The following is a 17133-nucleotide window of genomic DNA, read 5'->3' as shown; positions in this document are numbered from 1 at the left end:
TACGCATACGGTGGTGCGGTGAGCATCGCCGACCGATTGAGCGCATCGCTGGGTGTCGCCGTCCACGCGGTGACCGACCTCGGGACGAGCCACGACTGGACGCTGCACCGGGCGGAGCTTTCCGACGGTCGCGTCGTCGTCGTCAAGGCCGCCGCGGACCGGGATGGGGTGTTCGCGGCGGAGGCGGCGGGTCTGTGCTGGCTCGGGGCGGGCCATTCCGCGCTGGTTCCGCCGGTGCTGGCCGCCGAGGACGGGATGCTGGTGCTGCCGTGGTTGCCCGACGTCGCGCCCTCGCCTGCCGCGGCGGCGCGCTTCGGCCGGGATCTCGCTGTGCTGCACGCGGATTCGCCGGGGGTCTTCGGCGCGCCGTGGCCCGGCTGGATCGCCGAACTCCCGCTGGACAACACGCCGAGCGAGGGTCCGTGGGCGCGCTGGTACGCCGAACGCAGGTTGCGCCCGTTCGTGTCCCGCACCGCGGACGTGCTCGGCGCGGACGGGGTGCGGCTGCTGGAGCGAGTGATGGGGTCCATCGGGGAGTTGGCGGGTCCGCCCGAGCCACCGGCGCGCCTCCACGGTGATCTGTGGTCGGGCAATCTGCGCTGGACGGAGGCGGGCGTGGTGCTCATCGACCCGGCGGCGCACGGCGGGCACCGGGAGACCGATCTGGCGATGCTCGCATTGTTCGGCGCACCGCACCTGGATCGGGTCGTCGCCGCCTACGAGCGGACTCGCCCGCTGGCGGCGGGGTGGCGTTCCCGGGTTCCGCTGCATCAGCTGCATCCGCTGCTGGTGCACGTCGCTCTGTTCGGTTCCGGGTATCGCGCGCAGACTCTCGCCGCCGCCCGCGCCGCACTCTCGGCATGACTCAGGAACTCGACGCGTTCAAGTACTTTCGCGTTTCGGCGTCGGCAGGGAAGAACGATTCGATGGCGAGCTCGGCGACGGTGACGTTCATCGGCGTGCCGAACACGGTGGTGACCGACAGAAACGACAGTTCCGCGCCGTCGTGGCGCAGCCGCAGCGGGACGGTGACCTGCTCCGGCTCCGGTAGCGCGACCTCGGTTTCCCCGCCCGGGTAGGCGCGCAGTTCCGCGCGCAGCGCGATCAGTTCCGGGGCGCCGGTGATCTCGATCTGGCGCGACAGCCGGGCGAACAGGTGTCCGCGCCATTCGGGGAGGTTGGCGATCCGCGGCGCGAGGCCGCCGGGATGCAGGCTCAGCCGCAGCGCGTTGACCGGCGCGGTGAGCAGCCCCGCGTCGATACCGGTGAGCATGACGGCTACACCGGCGTTGGCTTCCACCATGTTCCAGTTCCGGTCGATGGCCAGCGCCGGGTAGGGCTCGTGGCCGACCAGGATCTGGCGCATCGCCTGCCGCACCGCGTCCATCTCGGGGGTGTCGAGGGTCGGTTCGGTGTAGGCGGGCGCGTAGCCCGCCGCCAGCAGCAGACGGTTGCGTTCGCGCAGCGGGATGTCGAGGTGGTCGCACAGGTGCGCGAGCATCGTGCGGCTCGGGGTGGCGCGGCCGGTCTCGATGAAACTGAGGTGGCGCGCGGAGGTTTCGGCGCGGCCGGCCAGCTCCAGCTGACTCAGTCGACGCTCGAGCCGCCAGTGCCGCAGCAGATCGCCCGCTGTTCGAGTACTCACTTCGCCGATCCTACGAATCCGGCGGGCGCCGCACGATTACCCGCGAGGTAATGAGCGCGGCTCAGGGCGCGGTGCCGCGCACGGTGCGGTCGGCCGCCACGTACGCGCGCGACACCGCCGAGGTCATGACGTCGAGCAGATCCACGACGAGTACGCAGTCGAGGTCCGGTTCCGCGTCGTCACGCAGCTGGGCGAGCCCGGATCTGACGCCGTCGTGGACCGCGTGCTGGATCTCGTCGATGGGTACACCGTCCAGCGCCCACCGGGTGGTGTGACGCTCGAGGGTGCGCAGCATGCCGTCCAGCGAGGTGTCGGTGTCCTCCACCAACGCCAGCGCGAGGTCGAGGCCCATGCGGATCGCCGTGCCGAAGTCCCGCACCGGAGCAGACATGCCGTCGTCCTCGGCGTCGTTGGGGCCCATGTGGATTCCGCTTCCTCCCGATGTGCCCCCACGGTATCCACCAGCAACCTCGAAAGCGATTCGGCGGCGCGAATTCGGCAAACACCCTCGCCGGGCGATCTGGTCGTTGTGACCAACCCCAAACCGGGACGCCTCGTGTTGAGATTCGAGCACCACTTGACTAATGCGACGCACACGGAATCCATTGGCATTTGGTGAAATAGGAGAACCGGCGCGCGCAGGATGAAGAGACGCACGATTCACATGATGGACCGGCGATCGCACCGACGCGCACCTCGATCGAACCGCCCGGCAATCGCTCACCTGCGGCAACCCGCGAGCACCCGCCGAGCTTTCGCGAACGGCGCCGATCAGATCGGCCGGAAACCCGCCCCCACGAGGTCACGTCCGTCCAGATCCGCGACCACCGCATGGATGTCGGTACCCACTTCCGGCCCGAAGCAACCCACCCCGAGGTAGGCGTTCACCATGCCGACGAGCGTCGTGCCGACCACCACGGGCGCGCCGGAGTCGCCTTCGAGCACGCACAACTGGGTCCAGGTCTCGGCGGCCGGGCCCACACCGCCCCACGCGACGCCGCAGGTGGTTCCGGTGGTGCGGCCCTTCTTGCAGACGACCGCCGGGAACCGTGCCGGTGCGCCGAGGCCGGTGATCGCGAGGTCGCCGAGCTGACGCACCGGCGTGACCCGCTCCGGGTCGAATTCGATGACTGCGTAGTCCAGTACGGGATCGGTATGGGCGAACCTGCCGATCACGCCGTAGTTGGGATCGGATTCGGCGAGCACTGTCGCTCCCGCGTTCCCGCAGTGTCCCGCGGTGAGGCCGACCAGACGCCCGGCGCGATCATTGCCGATCGCGGTGAGCGTGCATTCGGCCTGGTTGGCGATGACGATGCCCGAGCCGCCGCCGAGTACCGGCGGATCGGCGGCGGTCGCGGTGCCCGCGACCGGAGCGAGGAATACCGTGGCCGCCATCGCCAAGGCGGAAGCGCCGCGCGTCACTACGGTGTGCCGTCTGACGTCGCGGCCTTTCGGCAGCTGACTCATCGAAGCTCCTCTCCGCGGGTCGGCGACCGGAGGTGTCCGCCGACGGTCAGTGGTTCGTTGGTGAGGACTACCGCGAAACCCGTGCGGCAAACACCACCGCCCTCCGCCGAGCCTTTCGTCGCAAGATCGGTTGCTCTACGCTCGAGGAGGGTTTGTGTCGACAACGAGCCCCGGGAGTGGCCGTGCGCGGAGATCGGCGGAGAATTCCGGGTCTCGCGGCGCTACTGGCCGCGGGACTGCTCGTCGGCGGCTGCGTCGACGCGCCCGCTCCGCAGTCGCCCGCGCCCAGCACCTCCGTCGAGTCGCCGAACCAGGTCGCCGGGGTGACGATCCCCGACGGACAGGTCGGCCAGGCGGTGGATCGGCTCGACGAACTCGCCCAGAGCCTGCTGGCGACCTCGCATGTCCCCGGACTCGCCGTCGCCGTCGTGCACGACGGAAAAGTGGTGTACCGCAAGGGTTTCGGCGTGCGCGCGGTGGGCTCGGACGCCAAGGTCGGTCCGGAGACGGTGTTCCAGCTGGCGTCGGTGTCGAAATCGCTCGCGGCGACGGTCGTCGCACGGCAGGTCGCCACGGGCGCCGTGCGATGGGATACCCCGGTGCGCCAGCTGCTGCCCACGTTCGCGTTGAGCGATCCGTACGTCACCGAGAAGGTCACCGTCGGTGATCTGTTCGCGCATCGGTCCGGGCTCCCCGATCACGCAGGCGATCTGCTCGAGGATCTCGGCTACGACCGCGACCAGGTGCTGGAGCGGTTGCGGGAGTTGCCGCTGGACGCCTTCCGCGACTCCTACGCCTACACCAATTTCGGTCTCACCGCCGCCGCCGTCGCGGTCGCCACCGCGGCGGGCACCGACTGGGAGACGCTGTCGGACAAGGAGATCTACCAGCCGCTCGGCATGACCTCGACGAGCTCGCGGTACAGCGACTTCCGCGCACGCACCGACCGCGCCGACGGTCACGTGCTCGTCGACGGCACGTATCGGGTCGCGGACCCGCCGCGCGATCCCGACGCCCAGTCCCCGGCGGGCGGGGTCAGTTCGTCGGTGGACGATCTCACCAAATGGATGACGATGATGCTCGCCGAGGGCCGACCGTTCCTCGCGGCGGACGCGTTACGCCCCGCGGTTTCGCCGCAAGCGGTGTCCGCCCCGCCGACGGCCTTCGACGCGCGCGCCGGGTTCTACGGCTACGGCTTCAACGTCGGCGTCTCCCCGGCGGGACGGGTCGTGCTCGGCCATTCGGGTGCCTTCGACCTCGGCGCCGCCACCGCGTTCACCCTGATCCCCTCGGTGAACGTCGGCATCGTGACGCTCACCAACGCCGCGCCGATCGGGGTGCCCGAGACGCTCAACGCGGAATTCGCCGACCTCGTCCAGTTCGGCACCGTCCGCGAGGACTGGCGCGCGCTCTATCGGGAGGCGTTCGCGCCGTTCAGCGCGCCGAGCGGCAGCCTGGCCGGTGCGTCACCACCCGCGCGGCCCGCCCCTGCGCAACCGCTGCCGTCCTACGCGGGTCGCTACGACAACGCCTACTACGGTCCGGCCACCGTCGCCGTCGAGGACGACGCGCTCACTCTCACTTTGGGGCCGCGGAACATGCGTTTCGCGCTGCGTCACTGGGACGGCGACACCTTCGTGTTCACCCCGACCGGCGAGAACGCCACCACCGGCTCGGTCTCCCGCGCCACCTTCTCCGGGAATACCCTCACCCTCGAATACTTCGACGCCGACGGTCTCGGCGTCTTCACCCGAACCTGACGCCGTTCACCTCGTACGGTCGAACACCCCGCGCACGTACGCCGCCTGGCCCGCGTGCTGGAGATCGTCGGAGATCACGCTCACCAGTCGCACGGCGAGGGTGACCGGCGGGTCCCAGCGGGTGTCGATCACCTTCGCCAGATCCGCGTCGGTCAGCTCGCGCACGAAGCCCAGGGTCCGCTCGTGCACGGCGTCGTAGTAGCCCGACAGCGAGTCGGCGGACGCGCGCACCAACGCGACCTCCTCGGGGCCGTCGCCGTAGCCGGTCGCTTGTTCGTCCAGCGGCAGGCCGAAACGGCCGTACCAATCCTGTGCGGTCCACACCTGCTCGGTGCCCGCGACGTCCGCGACATGATCGTCCTGCACCCGGGTCAGGTGCCAGATCAGCCAGGCGATCGTGTTGGCGCCCGGGTCGATCCGGAAGGTCAGCGCGTCCTCGTCCAAGCCGTCCACGGCCTCGTACACCGCTTCCCTCACCCGCTCGTACCCGTCGGTGAGCAGCTGCGCGCTCGTCATCGCCATCGCCTCCTCGCGTCGTCGATGTGCTCCCGTCCTCGGGACCTACCCACTGCCGGGCGATCCACGCGACAGTGTCACGGCGCGGGGTACACCGGCGATATGCACTGCACCGCGTAGAGCACACAACCGGACCACCCGTTGCCACAGGTACCCAGTGAGGACATCGTGACGTCACCCGGATCTCGCCATCTCGACGTTCGCCTCGGCGACATCGAGGCCCTGCGCACTCAGGAACAGCTGTCGGTCCGCCGCCGCGACGCCGCGGGCGCGGTGCGCGATCTCCACCGGGCCGGGGCGATCGCCGAGGAATTGGTTCGTGATGCGGAAACGTGGAGGCCGCGCGATGCGGAGGTGCTGCGCGTCCTGGTGCGTGTGATCGAGCTGGAAAGCGAGATCGCCCGTGCGATCGACGCTCGCACCCTCGCCTTCGGCGACGTCAGCGCGTTGAGCGAGGCGTTGGCCAGGTTTTCGGCGAGGTCGCGCGGGGACGGTGCGCTCCACGTCAGCGGCGACTGCGGCCGCGTCGATCACCGCAACCGATAGAAGCCCGAGCCGACCTGCGTTCGGCTCGGACGACGCGCCTCAGGCGCCGTGGCGCCTGCGCTGCGCGGCCTCGGCGATCAGACGCAGGCACGTGTCGTGCTCGTTCTCGCCGGGATACCGTTCGTTGCGCAGCCGCAGCATCGCCTGCGCCACATCGATGCCCAGCACGCTCGACAGCCGCACGGCATCGACCTTCGACATGTGATTCCTCCGATTGAACTCAGTTGAAAAGCGAATGATCCGACCATGACGTACCCGAACCGCGGGCCGTCGAACCCTCGAAGATCCTGCCGCGCCTCGTTTTCCGGGGTTCACCCACCCCCGCCACTCGCCCGCGAACTCGTCTCCCGCTGCCCCGCCTGCCACCATGGGATCCATGGGCGACATCCGGATCGGCACCTCGGGATGGTTGTACCGAGGCTGGCGCGGCGTGTTCTACCCGGTGGGACTGACCCAGCGGCTCGAGCTCGGCTACCTGTCCGAGCGAATGGACAGCGTGGAGATCAACGGATCGTTCTACTCGTTGCAGCGACCGTCGAGCTACCTGCGCTGGGCCGAACAGACACCGGAGGACTTCGTGTTCGCCGTGAAGGGCAGCCGTTTCATCACCCACATGAAACGGCTGCGCGACGGCGACACGCTGCTGGCGAATTTCCTCGCCTCCGGCGTTCTCGCTCTCGGCCCCAAACTCGGGCCGATCCTGTGGCAGCTGCCGCCGACCATGCCGTTCGACCCGGACCTGCTCACCGGCTTCTTCGCCCACCTGCCGCGCAGCACCGCGCAGGCCGCCGAGATCGCGAGCAGACACGATCACCGCGTCGACCCCGCCCACACCACCGCCGACGCGGACCGGCCGCTGCGCCACGCGCTGGAGATCCGGCATCCCAGCTTCGTCACGCCGGAATTCCCGGAGCTGTTGCGCGAGCACGGAATCGCACTCGTGGTCGCGGACGCGGCGGGCAAGTATCCGCTGCTCGAGGACGTCACCGCGGATTTCGTGTACGTCCGGCTGCACGGGCACGACGAGCTCTACGTCAGCGGGTACACCGACGAGGGGCTGGACATGTGGGCCGAGAAGATCCGGTCCTGGGCGCGCGACGGCGACGTGTACGTCTACTTCGACAACGACGCCAAGGTGATGGCCCCGCGCGACGCGCTGGCGTTGCGGGCCCGCGTCGCGTGCTAGCGTCGAAGACAAGGTCCGCGGCGGGCCTCCGGACGAGGGCTCAGTACCCGGACAGCGACAAGACTGACCATGGAGGTCGGTCGTGGCTTGGGTCGTTCTTCTCGTCGCCGGGGTGTTGGAGGCCGTATGGGCCACGGCGCTCGCCGAATCCCGCGGTTTCCGGCGTCTCGTTCCCACCCTCGTGTTCGCGGCGGCGCTCGTCGCCAGCATGATCGGACTGGCGTTCGCCATGCGCAGCCTGCCCACCGGCACCGCCTATGCGGTGTGGGTCGGCGTCGGCGCGGTGCTCACCGCGGTGTGGGCGGTGTCGACCGGCAAAGAGCGGACGAGCCTGGCGCGGACGCTGCTGCTGTGCGGGCTGGTCGCCTGTGTGGCCGGACTGAAGGCGGTGAGCTGAGATGGCGTGGCCGCTGCTGATCGTCAGCGCGGTGTTCGAGGCCGTGTGGGCGACCGCGCTCGGCATGTCGGACGGGTTCTCTCGGCCGGTGCCCACGGCGGTGTTCGGAATCGCGTTGGCGGTGAGCATGATCGGGTTGGCGCTGGCCACCCGGCGCATACCGATCGGCGTGGCTTACGCCGTGTGGATCGGCATCGGTGCGGCGCTCACCGTCGGGTACGCCATGGCGACCGGCGCCGAGACCGTCTCGGCGGCCAGGATCGCCTTCCTCGGCGGCATCATCGCCTGCGTCATCGGACTGAAGTTCGTGCAATAGGGTGCGAAGACACCGGCGTGGCGTGCGCCGAAGCCGCGGGCATCGGGCTGGTCGACCACTGCGTGCCCGACGCCGAACTCGATCGGTATGTCATCGATCTCGCCGAGGGCATCGCCGCGAATTCGCCCGGCTCGCACCGCATCTACAAGGCGCTCTACGCCAACACTCGGTCGATGGAACGGACCGCCGCGTTGCGCGCGGAGACCGAGATGGCGTTCGGCTTCCCTGACGACGCCGCGGCGCGACTCGCCGGAGGAACCCGCGGCTGCCCCCTCGACCCGGCACACTGTCGATATGGCAGCGCTGACCACCCGACGCACCTACGCCAAGCAGGTCGCCGTGTGCGGGCCCACCGCGTGCACCCGCGCCGACGCCGCGAACGCCACCGAGGTCGGCCGACTGCTCGCCACCGCGGGGGCGACCGTGCTGTGCGGTGGCGGCTTCGGTGTGATGGCCGCCGTCGCCGAAGGCGCGTCGCGGGCGGGCGGACTGGTGATCGGGGTGCGGCCCGACATCGACCGCGACGCCGCCTGCGCGGGACTTTCCGCCGTGCTGTTCACGAACATGGGCGAGGCGCGCAACGCGATCCTGGTGCGCTCCGCCGACGCCGTCATCGTCATCGGCGGGTCCTGGGGCACGCTGTCCGAACTGGCGCTGGCACGGCACCGCGGCGATATCCCGGTCGTCTCGCTCGGCGGTTGGCAGATCCTCGACGCCGCGGGTGAGCCGTTGCAGGCCACACTCACCGCCGCCGACCCCGCTGAAGCGGTGCGGCTCGCGATCGGGTCACGCCGGGGTTGAGTGTGGCGCGCCGGGTTCAGCGGGCGGCGGCGCGGGAGAGGTTCCAGCTCTGCCAGGTGTCTTCGGGCAGGTCGTCGCGGATCGGTTCGAGCACCTCGGCGCGCATCGGTTCCGGGAGCCGGTCCAGTGCGGGGACGACGTCGGGCGAGAGGGTGCTCAGATAGTCCGTGTCGAGCGTCTTCCCGTTCGTCCAGCGGTCGATGTTGCGCTCGGCGACCAGGCGTTCCGGATTCAGGATCGCGAGCATCAGCAGCGTCGCCAACGCCGTGCCGAGCGCGGCGCGCGGCAGCCAGGCGCGGCGCAACCGGACCACCGCCGCGAGCACCAGCACGTAGATCAGTCCGAGCCAGAGCTCGAACGCCTCCACGAGCACGCGCAGCACCGTGAAGCCGTAGGCCTGCTGATAGGTCCACATGCGGCCGAGCGCGGAGGCGACGAGCACCAGCGACAGCGCGGTCACCGAGCCGAGCAGCGCGCGTAGCCACGTTCGGTCGCGTGCCGAATCCTGGTCGGCGAACCGCAGCACCGTGAGGATCACCGCCAGCGCCAGCATGGTGACGATGGACAACTGCCCGAAACCGCTGCGCGCGTACTGCGCGTAGGTGAGGCCCGCGGTCTTCTGCACGTAGTCGTCGCCGCCGAACAGCGCCGCGAACTGAGCGGCGACGAACGCGGCGAACAGCGCCGTCAAAGCGCCCACCGGCAGCGCCCACTCCCACCGGCTCACCGTGCGGCCCGAAACTTTCTCGCGCGGCATCGAATCCGCCGACCTCGGCGGACCGGCCAGCAGGAACATCGCGCCGAGGCACCCCAGCGCCACCGCGCCGGACACCAGCGTCCATCGCACGAGCGACCCCGTGTCGACGGCGGGGACCAGCCGGTTCAATATCGAACCGAAGGTGGCGTCGGCGCTGCCGAGCAGCGGCGCGAAGACGGCGAGCAGCGCGACGGTCGCGCCCACCGAGAGTCCGGCCCGCCACGTGCGCGTCTTTCGCGCGTCGCGCGCCCGGCGCGCACCCTCGGACACCCACAGCACCGCGGCGGACGCTTCCAGCGGCACGGCGATCGCGTCGTACCAGATGCCGTGCACCGAGCGGCGCGACACCACGGCGAGCGAACTGGCGAAGACCGCCGCCAGGACGCACAGCACGAACAGCCACCCCGCCGCCCGCACCGCGCCCACCGCCAGCAGCGCCAGGGCGAGCGCGGTCCACCACAGTCGCGCCGGGTTGTGCCGCAGCAGTGCGCGAATCGAACGGTCGCCGGTCGACTCGCCCTGCTCGACTGACGCGCGCGCCCGTCGATCGACGACGAACACCGCGCCCGCGGCGACCAAGGCGGCGAGCACCCAGCCGATGCCGGGGCGGTCCCACGGAACCAGTACCGCGGCCGCGACTCCGGCGACCAAGGCGGCGGGCAATGCCGCGGGCGGATAGGCGACCCTGCGCCACTTGGGTATCGGCGCCATGGTCAGTAGGCCGGATCGTCCGGGTACTGGACTCATCGGCTGGAGTGCGCCTGGGGTCGAATTCACCTGACTGTCAGGGTCTTTCGCGGTGGCATCCGCGGTCTTCACGAGCTTCGTCCCGGATTCGGTGGGCTGTTCAGCGGTCTTGTCGGAGGAAATCGACGTCTTGCTGGTAGCCGGAGCGTCCGACGATGCCGCCGCTTTGCCGTCTACCGGAGCATCCGCGGACTCTGCGGCGGCCGTGGCGCGCGCAGCTTGCTCGCCTGCCTCAGGCGAGACCGTGCCGGACCCCCGCGAAGCCGTGCCGCGGTCCGAGGATTCGCCAGCACCCGGCGACTCGGGCGAGCGAGTACGTTTCGCGGCGGCGTCATGCGAGGACGAACCCGCCGTCGCGCCGTCCACCGTCTTGCCGCTTCCGTCGGTGGACGCGACGGTCGCCGTGTCGGGGGCGGCGGCCGACTGGTCGGCTCCACCCGCCGAACCTTTCCGCGTTTCGGCGGCCGCCGGGCTCGTCGCCATCTCGAGGCCGGTCGATCCTGCTCCACCATCGGAGCCTTCGCGAGTCTCAGCGGCCGCCGTCTCCAGGGCGGTCGACCGCGTGGCACTCTCGCCGGCGCTTTCCGGGGCCGCCGCCGTCGCGTCCGGCGGTTCAGGCGTCGAATCATTCCATCCGGTCGGTTCTTTACTCATGAGCCCCTCCGATTTCGGGTGTGCGTGATCGCCCCGGCACCTCTGGCGGTCCGGGTTGCGGTGGGTTGTTTCGGTCGGATCCGGCCCGTCAGGGGGCGGGCAGGACCACGCGGATGCGGGAGCCGGGGTCGGCCACGGCGATGGTGCCGCCGTGCAGGTCGACCAGCCAGCGGGAGATGGCGAGGCCGAGTCCGGTGCCGCCGCCGTTGGTGCGTCCGCCGCGGGTGAAGCGGTCGAAGACAGTGGCGCGTTCGGCGGCCGGGATGCCGGGACCCTCGTCCTGGACATCGATGACGAGTTCGCCGTGCTGCGCGTGGGCGGTGATCCGCACCTCGCCGCCCGCCGGGCCGTGCCGCGCGGCGTTGTCGAGCAGGTTGATCAGCACTTGGTGCAAGCGTGCACGGTCGGCGTCGACGCACGCGGTGTCGGGCCGCACGTCGGTGCTGAATCGCACGCCGCGGCCCTGCGCCGCCGCCATCACCTCGGCCTCGGCGACCACCTCGGCGAGCAACGGCGCGACCGGGATGTTCTCGCGATCCAACGCCAAGGCGCCCGCCTCGATGCTGGACAGGTCGAGCAGTTCGGAGACCAGCAGCCCGAGCCGTTCGGTCTGGGCCAGCGCGGTGCGCAGCGTGCTCGGATCGGGTTCGGACACACCGTCGACCAGGTTCTCCAGCACGGCGTGCAGCGCGGTGATCGGTGTGCGCAGTTCGTGCGAGACGTTGGCGATGAGGTCGCGGCGCTGCTGGTCGACGGCGGCGAGGTCGGCGGCCATCCGGTTGAACGCCTCGGCGAGCTGCCCCACCTCATCGCGCGAACTCGCCCGCACCCGGCGGGTGTAGTCGCCCTGGGCCATGCGCTGAGCGGCCGCGGTCATATCCCGCAACGGCCTGGTGATGCCGTGCGCGAGGATCTGAGAGGTGATCAGGGCGATCAACACCGCGGTCAGGGTGGTTCGCGGCGGCAGCCAGCCGATCTGGAAACGGAAGAACCCGAACGCGAGACCACCCGAGACCACCATCAGGATCGCCAGCTTGAGTTTCACCGACCGCACCGGATCCAGCGGCCGGGGAAGCGCCTCGGCCACCGTGTCGGCGAGCGCGCGGCATCGGCGCGTGAACTCCGACGGTGTGGCGTCCTTCGTGCGCGCGTCGGTGGTCATCGCGCCTCCAACGCGTAACCCACGCCGTGCACCGTGCGGATCAGATCCGCGCCGAGCTTGCGCCGCAACGCTTTCACGTGACTGTCGACCGCGCGGGTGCCCGCGGCGTCGGCCCAATCCCAGACCTCCTCGAGCAGACGTTCCCTGGCCAGCACCACCCGCGGCCGCCGCGCCAGCCGGGCGAGCAGCTCGAATTCCAGTGGCGTCAGCTTGGCTTCGGTGTCACCGCGCCAGACGCGATGCTGCTCCAGATCGATGCGCAGATCGCCGACGACGATCGCGGCGCCCTCCCGGTCGGCGGCGCGCTCGACCCGGCGCAGCAGCGCGTGCACCCGGGCCGCGAGCACGCGCATCGAGAACGGCTTGGTCAGGTAGTCGTCCGCGCCGACGCCGAGCCCGACGAGCTGGTCGGTCTCGTCGGTGCGCGCGGTGAGCATGAGCACCGGCACGCCGCGCCCGGCCTGGATGCGCCTGCACACCTCGAGGCCGTCGAAGCCGGGCAGCATCACATCCAGCACGACCAAGTCGGGCTCGTTCGCCTCGACCGCGGCCACCGCGCCGGGCCCGTCGTGCGCCAGCTCGACGGCGAACCCCTCCGCCCGCAACCGCGCGGCCACGGATTCGGCGATGGTGACCTCGTCGTCGACCACCAGAATCCGCCGCGCCTGCCCGTTGGCCGCCGCGGCGCGCTCCCCATTCCGAAGCTCCATGCCCGGAACCCTAACCACCCGCTGTGGAGAGCAGCGTCGGCAATTGTGAAGATTCCGTGTGCATAATCAAATGCCGGCTGCCCTGATTCCATCGAGCCAGGTCAGCAGCGTTTTCACACTCCACGCCGAGCGCCGAGCACTGCCAGTGCTGCCAACAGTGTGCCAACGCGTGGAAAGCCGCCACCTTCCTCCGTCGCGCCGGCGCTCGACGTCGCCGGTCCGGATTCGCCACCGACCCCCTCGGTTTCGACCACCGAACCGACGCATACCTCCGGTCACGTCCCGCGGTGCTCCTTCGTGTCGATGTCGGCCTCTGCCGCCGAGTCGCTCGACCCGTCCGTCGAGGCGGGGTCACCGCGCGCCATGACTCGACGCCGTATGCGGACTCAGGACAGGAAGGAACGGGAGGCGAGGTGAACAACGAGGCGATGCGTCCTGCGCCCGGCTGCTGTGGATCAGGATTGAGGCACTCGTCCCCAAGTCGACTCATCGGACTCGGCGCGAATGGCCCATAGCGAACGCGTGGGCTACCCCGCTTTCCACCACGCAGCCTCGATCTCGGCCATCACCATCACCCCCGAATCCACCTTCCACCCACGCCTTTTGGTTCCGCCGATCAGCTCGCCGACCACCGCTGCGGCCGCTCCGACGGGCGCACCAGCAGCGACCGCTCCTAGCGCGCCGCCGATGCCGGCACCGGCCACTGTGGCGCCCGACACCCGGTCCGAACGACCGGCCGGGATGCCGATCGAGTCCAACGCGGTCGCGACCTGCGCCTCGAGCCCGGCCGCTGTGTCGTTGATCAGGTCTCGGCACCCCGGCGGCAACCATTCCGGACTCGGCGTCTGCCATTGCCCGATCCGGACCACATCCGGAGTCATCGACGCCCCGGCCAAGTCAGTCGCCACGACCAGCCGCGGCAGCACTGACGCTCCTGAGCCATGTACTCCACCACACGGCCCGACCAAGGGCCGCCCCGAACAGTAGACCGGACACCTGTCCGACATAATCCTTCAGCCAAATCCAAGCCTCGGCGACCGCGGCTACCCGCGGGCACATCCCAGCGACAACTTCAAACACCTCCCTCTGCAACATTGCAACCTCATATGTTGCCGTATAGCGTTGGGGCCGAGTTACCGCCCGATGGCACGACCGGTACCCCCGACTGGGAGATCTCATGCCACTGACAGCGCGAACCAGCGCCCCTCTGGCCTGCTCCACGTCCGCGCCTGGCGGGGGAAGGTCCACCCCGCCTCGAGGGCAGACCGAGTCACCTGCGCAGGATTCACACTGCCGCTGCGAGAAGCCGGCGTTTGGGCTCGAAGATGCCCGGCGCCGGGCTTCGTCGGAGCGGGCCTGTCGGTCGCGCGAGTGCGGGTCGGCACCTGGTGGTGATGTGTATCTGCGGCTGTGGCTGGCCGGGATCGCCTTCGACTACACGGTCGCGGCGGCGGCAATGGACAACCTGCTCCACGATTGGATGAAATCGCCATGGTGCACGATCGAATTGGTCCGCAATCCGGGCGCTGGGCGCCGAGCGCCGCGTCTGCCGTGTGAACGGCTATTCCTCGGACCCTGATCGACGACATTCACCGAGCCCGTGACCGGCTAGCCGGACCCGGCAGTGCTCCGCGGTGGTGATCACTCCGAAGTGAGGATTGGGGCCAGGTAGCGCCGCGCGTAGTCGGCAAGTTCGCCCTCGGTGAGCAGGCGATCCACGCCGTGCGGAGCCAAAATCATGGAGTGCACGACGCGGCAGACGACCTCGGCGCGAGCCGACAGATCCGGCACAGACGGCAGCAGCCCACGTGCGGCCGCGCCCTCGAGCATGAGCGTGGTAGCCGCGACGGTCATAGCGAAGGTTTGCTCGCCCCCGTCGAAAGTCAGTTTCGACACGACCCGCTCGGGTTCGACGCTGAGCATCGTCGCCACCAGGGGGTGAGTGCGCCAGCGAGTGATCACTGTGACGAAGACCGCGGCGACCAGTTCCTCGATCCGGTCGTGACCCTCGGCGAGTGTGGTGATCTCGGTGAGCACCGCGGCCACTTCACGACTGATGACGGCTTGGACGAGATCGTCGCGCGAACCCATGCGCCGATAGACGGTGACCCGGTCCAATCCCGCCTGGCGAGCGATGTCTTCGATGGTGGTCTTCTTGACACCGACCTTCTCGAAGCGCGCCAGTGCCGCGTCCAGAATCCGCGCCTCCATGCTCTCGGCAACGGTGCGGATCCCAGCATTTCCGGAGGCGGCGGGCACAGTGTCACGCTAGCAGAACCGACCACTACTGCTACATTTCCACAGCTTTTGTTGCCGCAACCTCGCAATGCGATCCGTTGCTGTCCAGTTCGATGGCATGGCTACACGATGGAGCGACGAGGCGCCCCGTATTTGCGTTCCAATCCCGCTTCGACACCCGCGCCGAGAATCACGGCGGACCGCCGCATACAGCTCAACCTTGGAAACGCCGGCACCGGCGCACTTCTCGACCGGTCGAAGATAGGGGACTGAAATCCTGAGCACAATGGTCGTGATCATGCGAGTGCGATGCCGACACCAGGCCGGCCCGAATCGCGCGGGCACGTGGTCGAGGCCGCGTGCGCTGGGCGTGTCGAAGAACAGGGCATGTACGACGCGCTCGTGCTGTTGTCAGAGTCCTTGTCCGGCAACGAGTCCCGCGTGAGGAGCAGCGATCACGGCTGAGACCGGCGCGGTCGGGGTTGCCGGGTGGTAGTCCCGATTCGCCTCTGTCGGTTCCGCCGCTCAGGAAGCGCATTCGGGCTCACGTGGGGCCTTTCAGCCCTCCTCTTGCCTTCCCGACGGGGGGCAGTACGCCTGGTTGGCGCGGAGCATGGCCTGGTAGAGGGCGCGCGGCTCAGGGGGGTCGGGCAGCGCGCCGCGGGCGGGGGCCTCGAAGGACTGGAGCATCAGGGCGACGACGCGTTTCCAGGCGTCGGGAGCGGCGTCGCCGGTGGCGTTGACGACACCGGCGTTGGCCATGTGCACCAACACCAGGTCCTCGGGGGTGAAGTCCTCACGCAGGCGCCCTGTGGCCTTGGCTCGGCCGATGAGCTTCACAACGCCCTCGTACGCCTGGTTACGGCGCTCCTCCAGGGCCTCGGCTGTGGGAAAGGTCATGGTCAGCACATCAGCGAAGCCGTAATCGGCGGCCTGCATCGCGCAGACGGTTTCGATGAACCCCGCGAGACCATGCCAGGGGTCGGGGTCGTCGAGGGCGACGCCGACTGCGTCGACGTAGGCGTCCATCCGGTCGGAGAAGACCGCGGCGACCAGTTCCTCCTTCGCCGGGAATCGGCGGAACAGGGTGGCGATACCCACCCCAGCCTCGCGGGCGACCGAAGCCATGGAGGCGTTCAGGCCGTCACGCCTGAACACCGTGCGCGCGGCGGCCACGATCCGCGCACGGTTGCGCTCGGCATCGCTGCGCAGCGGCTGGGCGGCAGGGTCATCGCCGAAGCGATCGCGAGGGTTCATAACATCAACCTACCGAACTGGAACACCCTCTCCACTTCAGCTGTTACAGTGCATGCGGAGAACCGGATAGGGCTTTCCGGATTACGAACCGGATAACCCTTTCCGAATCGAGGTGACCACCATCGAAAGGAGTTCGCGGTCGGCGACGCCGTGTTCGGCGTGGTCCCTGGAAAGTGCCCCCGAGGCATTCGCCGCGTTCGGCGGCGGCACCCTCGGCAAGATCGCGATCACCGTCGCCTGATCCATCCCGTATCCCATCCCTCTGTAAAGCAAAGGATTTCCACCATGCCCAGCATCGCCATTGTCGGAGCCGGTCCCGGAATGGGCCTGGCCATCGCCCGCACCTTCGGCTCCCGGGGCTACGACGTCGCTCTCATCGCTCGCAACCGGGCCAAGCTCGACGGCCTCGTAGGCCGACTCACCGCCGAGGGCATCACCGCCGCCGCGTTCCCTGCGGACGTGCTCGACCGCGACGCGCTCACCCAAGCGCTGAAGGACGCCGCCGCCCGCTTCGGCGGCATCGACGTCTTGGAGTACTCACCGGCCCCGAGTATCGAGTCCATGACCCTCACCACCCCATCCCAGACCAGCCCGTCCGATGTGGAGGAACTGATGGGCTTCAACCTCTACGGCGCCATCACCGCCACTCAGGCCGTCCTCCCCGCGATGCGTGAAGCCGGCGCGGGCACCCTGCTCTTCACCAACGGCGGCGGCTCCATCGACCCCCAGCCAATGCTCGGCAACATAAACGCCGCCCAGGCGGCGCTGCGCAACTGGGTGCTCAACCTGCACAAGGAGCTGGCCGGCACCGGGATCCACGCCGCCCACGTCGGCATCGGCGTGTGGATCGGCGCCGGTGGCCCTCCCGGAGCCCCGACGGCCGAGGCCGAGAACATCGCCCCCCTCTACTGGGACCTGCACACCCAGCGCGACCAAGCAGAGCGCGTCTTCACCGTCTGACGCCTCCCGGCCCT

Annotated in this window: 20 protein-coding genes and 1 riboswitch; of the genes, 9 read left to right on the top strand and 11 right to left on the bottom strand. The window is 69.5% G+C overall.

What is annotated here, in order from left to right:
* The first annotated feature begins 18 nt into the window (after positions 1-18).
* Positions 19-864 (top strand): fructosamine kinase family protein, encoded by an 846-nt coding sequence (locus tag ABZV58_RS18170; protein ID WP_355001292.1) that lies wholly within the window; start codon positions 19-21, stop codon positions 862-864.
* A gap of 1 nt (position 865) precedes the next feature.
* Here the strand turns inward: ABZV58_RS18170 and ABZV58_RS18165 are convergent, their stop codons facing one another.
* The 3 genes from ABZV58_RS18165 to ABZV58_RS18155 form a co-directional block, all read right to left on the bottom strand.
* Positions 866-1645 (bottom strand): helix-turn-helix transcriptional regulator, encoded by a 780-nt coding sequence (locus ABZV58_RS18165; RefSeq protein ID WP_355001291.1) that lies wholly within the window; start codon positions 1643-1645, stop codon positions 866-868.
* A gap of 61 nt (positions 1646-1706) precedes the next feature.
* Positions 1707-2066 carry a hypothetical protein gene (locus ABZV58_RS18160; RefSeq protein ID WP_355001290.1) on the bottom strand — a complete coding sequence of 120 codons (360 nt, stop codon included), beginning with the start codon at positions 2064-2066 and terminating at the stop codon, positions 1707-1709.
* Between the two features lie 350 nt (positions 2067-2416).
* Positions 2417-3040, bottom strand: coding sequence for a S1 family peptidase (locus ABZV58_RS18155; RefSeq protein ID WP_355001701.1), 624 nt, complete (start codon positions 3038-3040; stop codon positions 2417-2419).
* A 254-nt stretch (positions 3041-3294) separates the two neighbouring features.
* On the opposite strand from ABZV58_RS18155, the gene ABZV58_RS18150 reads away from it, so the two are divergent.
* Positions 3295-4872, top strand: coding sequence for a serine hydrolase (locus ABZV58_RS18150; protein ID WP_355001289.1), 1578 nt, complete (start codon positions 3295-3297; stop codon positions 4870-4872).
* Between the two features lie 6 nt (positions 4873-4878).
* Here the strand turns inward: ABZV58_RS18150 and ABZV58_RS18145 are convergent, their stop codons facing one another.
* Positions 4879-5388: a DUF664 domain-containing protein gene (locus tag ABZV58_RS18145; RefSeq protein WP_355001288.1), complete on the bottom strand. Its 510-nt coding sequence runs from the start codon at positions 5386-5388 to the stop codon at positions 4879-4881.
* 168 nt (positions 5389-5556) lie between these two features.
* Here ABZV58_RS18145 and ABZV58_RS18140 point away from each other — a divergent pair, with 168 nt between their 5' ends.
* A complete protein-coding gene (locus ABZV58_RS18140) occupies positions 5557-5934 on the top strand; it encodes a hypothetical protein (protein ID WP_355001287.1) in 378 nt (125 codons plus the stop codon).
* 39 nt (positions 5935-5973) lie between these two features.
* Here the strand turns inward: ABZV58_RS18140 and ABZV58_RS18135 are convergent, their stop codons facing one another.
* Positions 5974-6135: a hypothetical protein gene (locus ABZV58_RS18135; protein ID WP_355001286.1), complete on the bottom strand. Its 162-nt coding sequence runs from the start codon at positions 6133-6135 to the stop codon at positions 5974-5976.
* 175 nt (positions 6136-6310) lie between these two features.
* Here ABZV58_RS18135 and ABZV58_RS18130 point away from each other — a divergent pair, with 175 nt between their 5' ends.
* From ABZV58_RS18130 to ABZV58_RS18115, 4 genes are all read left to right on the top strand, one after another.
* On the top strand, positions 6311-7120 hold the full coding sequence (locus ABZV58_RS18130) for a DUF72 domain-containing protein (protein WP_355001285.1): 810 nt from the start codon (positions 6311-6313) through the stop codon (positions 7118-7120).
* A gap of 8 nt (positions 7121-7128) precedes the next feature.
* Positions 7129-7192, top strand: a riboswitch (guanidine-III (ykkC-III) riboswitch).
* Between the two features lie 10 nt (positions 7193-7202).
* Positions 7203-7517: a multidrug efflux SMR transporter gene (locus ABZV58_RS18125; protein ID WP_355001284.1), complete on the top strand. Its 315-nt coding sequence runs from the start codon at positions 7203-7205 to the stop codon at positions 7515-7517.
* A 1-nt stretch (position 7518) separates the two neighbouring features.
* Entirely contained in the window at positions 7519-7833 is a 315-nt protein-coding gene (locus ABZV58_RS18120; RefSeq protein ID WP_355001283.1) for a multidrug efflux SMR transporter, read from the top strand.
* Positions 7834-8127: 294 nt separating this feature from the next.
* Positions 8128-8634, top strand: a complete 507-nt coding sequence (locus tag ABZV58_RS18115; RefSeq protein ID WP_355001282.1) for an LOG family protein — start codon at positions 8128-8130, stop codon at positions 8632-8634.
* A gap of 16 nt (positions 8635-8650) precedes the next feature.
* Here the strand turns inward: ABZV58_RS18115 and ABZV58_RS18110 are convergent, their stop codons facing one another.
* The 6 genes from ABZV58_RS18110 to ABZV58_RS18085 all read right to left on the bottom strand — a co-directional run bounded on the left by ABZV58_RS18110 (position 8651) and on the right by ABZV58_RS18085 (position 16159).
* Positions 8651-10138: a DUF4173 domain-containing protein gene (locus tag ABZV58_RS18110; protein WP_355001281.1), complete on the bottom strand. Its 1488-nt coding sequence runs from the start codon at positions 10136-10138 to the stop codon at positions 8651-8653.
* 742 nt (positions 10139-10880) lie between these two features.
* Positions 10881-11954, bottom strand: a complete 1074-nt coding sequence (locus tag ABZV58_RS18105; protein ID WP_355001280.1) for an ATP-binding protein — start codon at positions 11952-11954, stop codon at positions 10881-10883.
* A complete protein-coding gene (locus ABZV58_RS18100; RefSeq protein ID WP_355001279.1) occupies positions 11951-12664 on the bottom strand; it encodes a response regulator transcription factor in 714 nt (237 codons plus the stop codon). Before ABZV58_RS18100 ends, ABZV58_RS18105 begins: the two co-directional genes overlap by 4 nt.
* 527 nt (positions 12665-13191) lie before the next feature.
* Positions 13192-13572 (bottom strand): hypothetical protein, encoded by a 381-nt coding sequence (locus tag ABZV58_RS18095; RefSeq protein ID WP_355001278.1) that lies wholly within the window; start codon positions 13570-13572, stop codon positions 13192-13194.
* 733 nt (positions 13573-14305) lie between these two features.
* Positions 14306-14923 carry a helix-turn-helix domain-containing protein gene (locus tag ABZV58_RS18090; protein WP_355001277.1) on the bottom strand — a complete coding sequence of 206 codons (618 nt, stop codon included), beginning with the start codon at positions 14921-14923 and terminating at the stop codon, positions 14306-14308.
* 537 nt (positions 14924-15460) lie between these two features.
* Entirely contained in the window at positions 15461-16159 is a 699-nt protein-coding gene (locus ABZV58_RS18085; RefSeq protein WP_355001276.1) for a TetR/AcrR family transcriptional regulator, read from the bottom strand.
* A gap of 112 nt (positions 16160-16271) precedes the next feature.
* Here ABZV58_RS18085 and ABZV58_RS18080 point away from each other — a divergent pair, with 112 nt between their 5' ends.
* On the top strand, positions 16272-16400 hold the full coding sequence (locus ABZV58_RS18080) for a hypothetical protein (RefSeq protein ID WP_355001275.1): 129 nt from the start codon (positions 16272-16274) through the stop codon (positions 16398-16400).
* Between the two features lie 44 nt (positions 16401-16444).
* Positions 16445-17119 carry an SDR family oxidoreductase gene (locus ABZV58_RS18075; protein WP_355001274.1) on the top strand — a complete coding sequence of 225 codons (675 nt, stop codon included), beginning with the start codon at positions 16445-16447 and terminating at the stop codon, positions 17117-17119.
* Positions 17120-17133 lie beyond the last annotated feature (14 nt).

Source organism: Nocardia sp. NPDC004654 (assembly GCF_040609595.1).
Classification (GTDB): Bacteria; Actinomycetota; Actinomycetes; order Mycobacteriales; family Mycobacteriaceae; genus Nocardia.
Note: the sequence above shows the minus strand (reverse complement) of the source record. Positions and strands in the feature narration are given on the sequence as shown.

Coding starts and splice junctions, on each gene's coding strand:
- ABZV58_RS18105 (WP_355001280.1), bottom strand. CDS start 11,954: ATGACCACCGACGCGCGCACGAAGGACGCCACACCGTCGGAGTTCACG.
- ABZV58_RS18145 (WP_355001288.1), bottom strand. CDS start 5,388: ATGACGAGCGCGCAGCTGCTCACCGACGGGTACGAGCGGGTGAGGGAA.
- ABZV58_RS18100 (WP_355001279.1), bottom strand. CDS start 12,664: ATGGAGCTTCGGAATGGGGAGCGCGCCGCGGCGGCCAACGGGCAGGCG.
- ABZV58_RS18115 (WP_355001282.1), top strand. CDS start 8,128: ATGGCAGCGCTGACCACCCGACGCACCTACGCCAAGCAGGTCGCCGTG.
- ABZV58_RS18085 (WP_355001276.1), bottom strand. CDS start 16,159: ATGAACCCTCGCGATCGCTTCGGCGATGACCCTGCCGCCCAGCCGCTG.
- ABZV58_RS18130 (WP_355001285.1), top strand. CDS start 6,311: ATGGGCGACATCCGGATCGGCACCTCGGGATGGTTGTACCGAGGCTGG.
- ABZV58_RS18155 (WP_355001701.1), bottom strand. CDS start 3,040: ATGGCGGCCACGGTATTCCTCGCTCCGGTCGCGGGCACCGCGACCGCC.
- ABZV58_RS18110 (WP_355001281.1), bottom strand. CDS start 10,138: ATGAGTCCAGTACCCGGACGATCCGGCCTACTGACCATGGCGCCGATA.
- ABZV58_RS18120 (WP_355001283.1), top strand. CDS start 7,519: ATGGCGTGGCCGCTGCTGATCGTCAGCGCGGTGTTCGAGGCCGTGTGG.
- ABZV58_RS18075 (WP_355001274.1), top strand. CDS start 16,445: ATGCCCAGCATCGCCATTGTCGGAGCCGGTCCCGGAATGGGCCTGGCC.
- ABZV58_RS18135 (WP_355001286.1), bottom strand. CDS start 6,135: ATGTCGAAGGTCGATGCCGTGCGGCTGTCGAGCGTGCTGGGCATCGAT.
- ABZV58_RS18160 (WP_355001290.1), bottom strand. CDS start 2,066: ATGGGCCCCAACGACGCCGAGGACGACGGCATGTCTGCTCCGGTGCGG.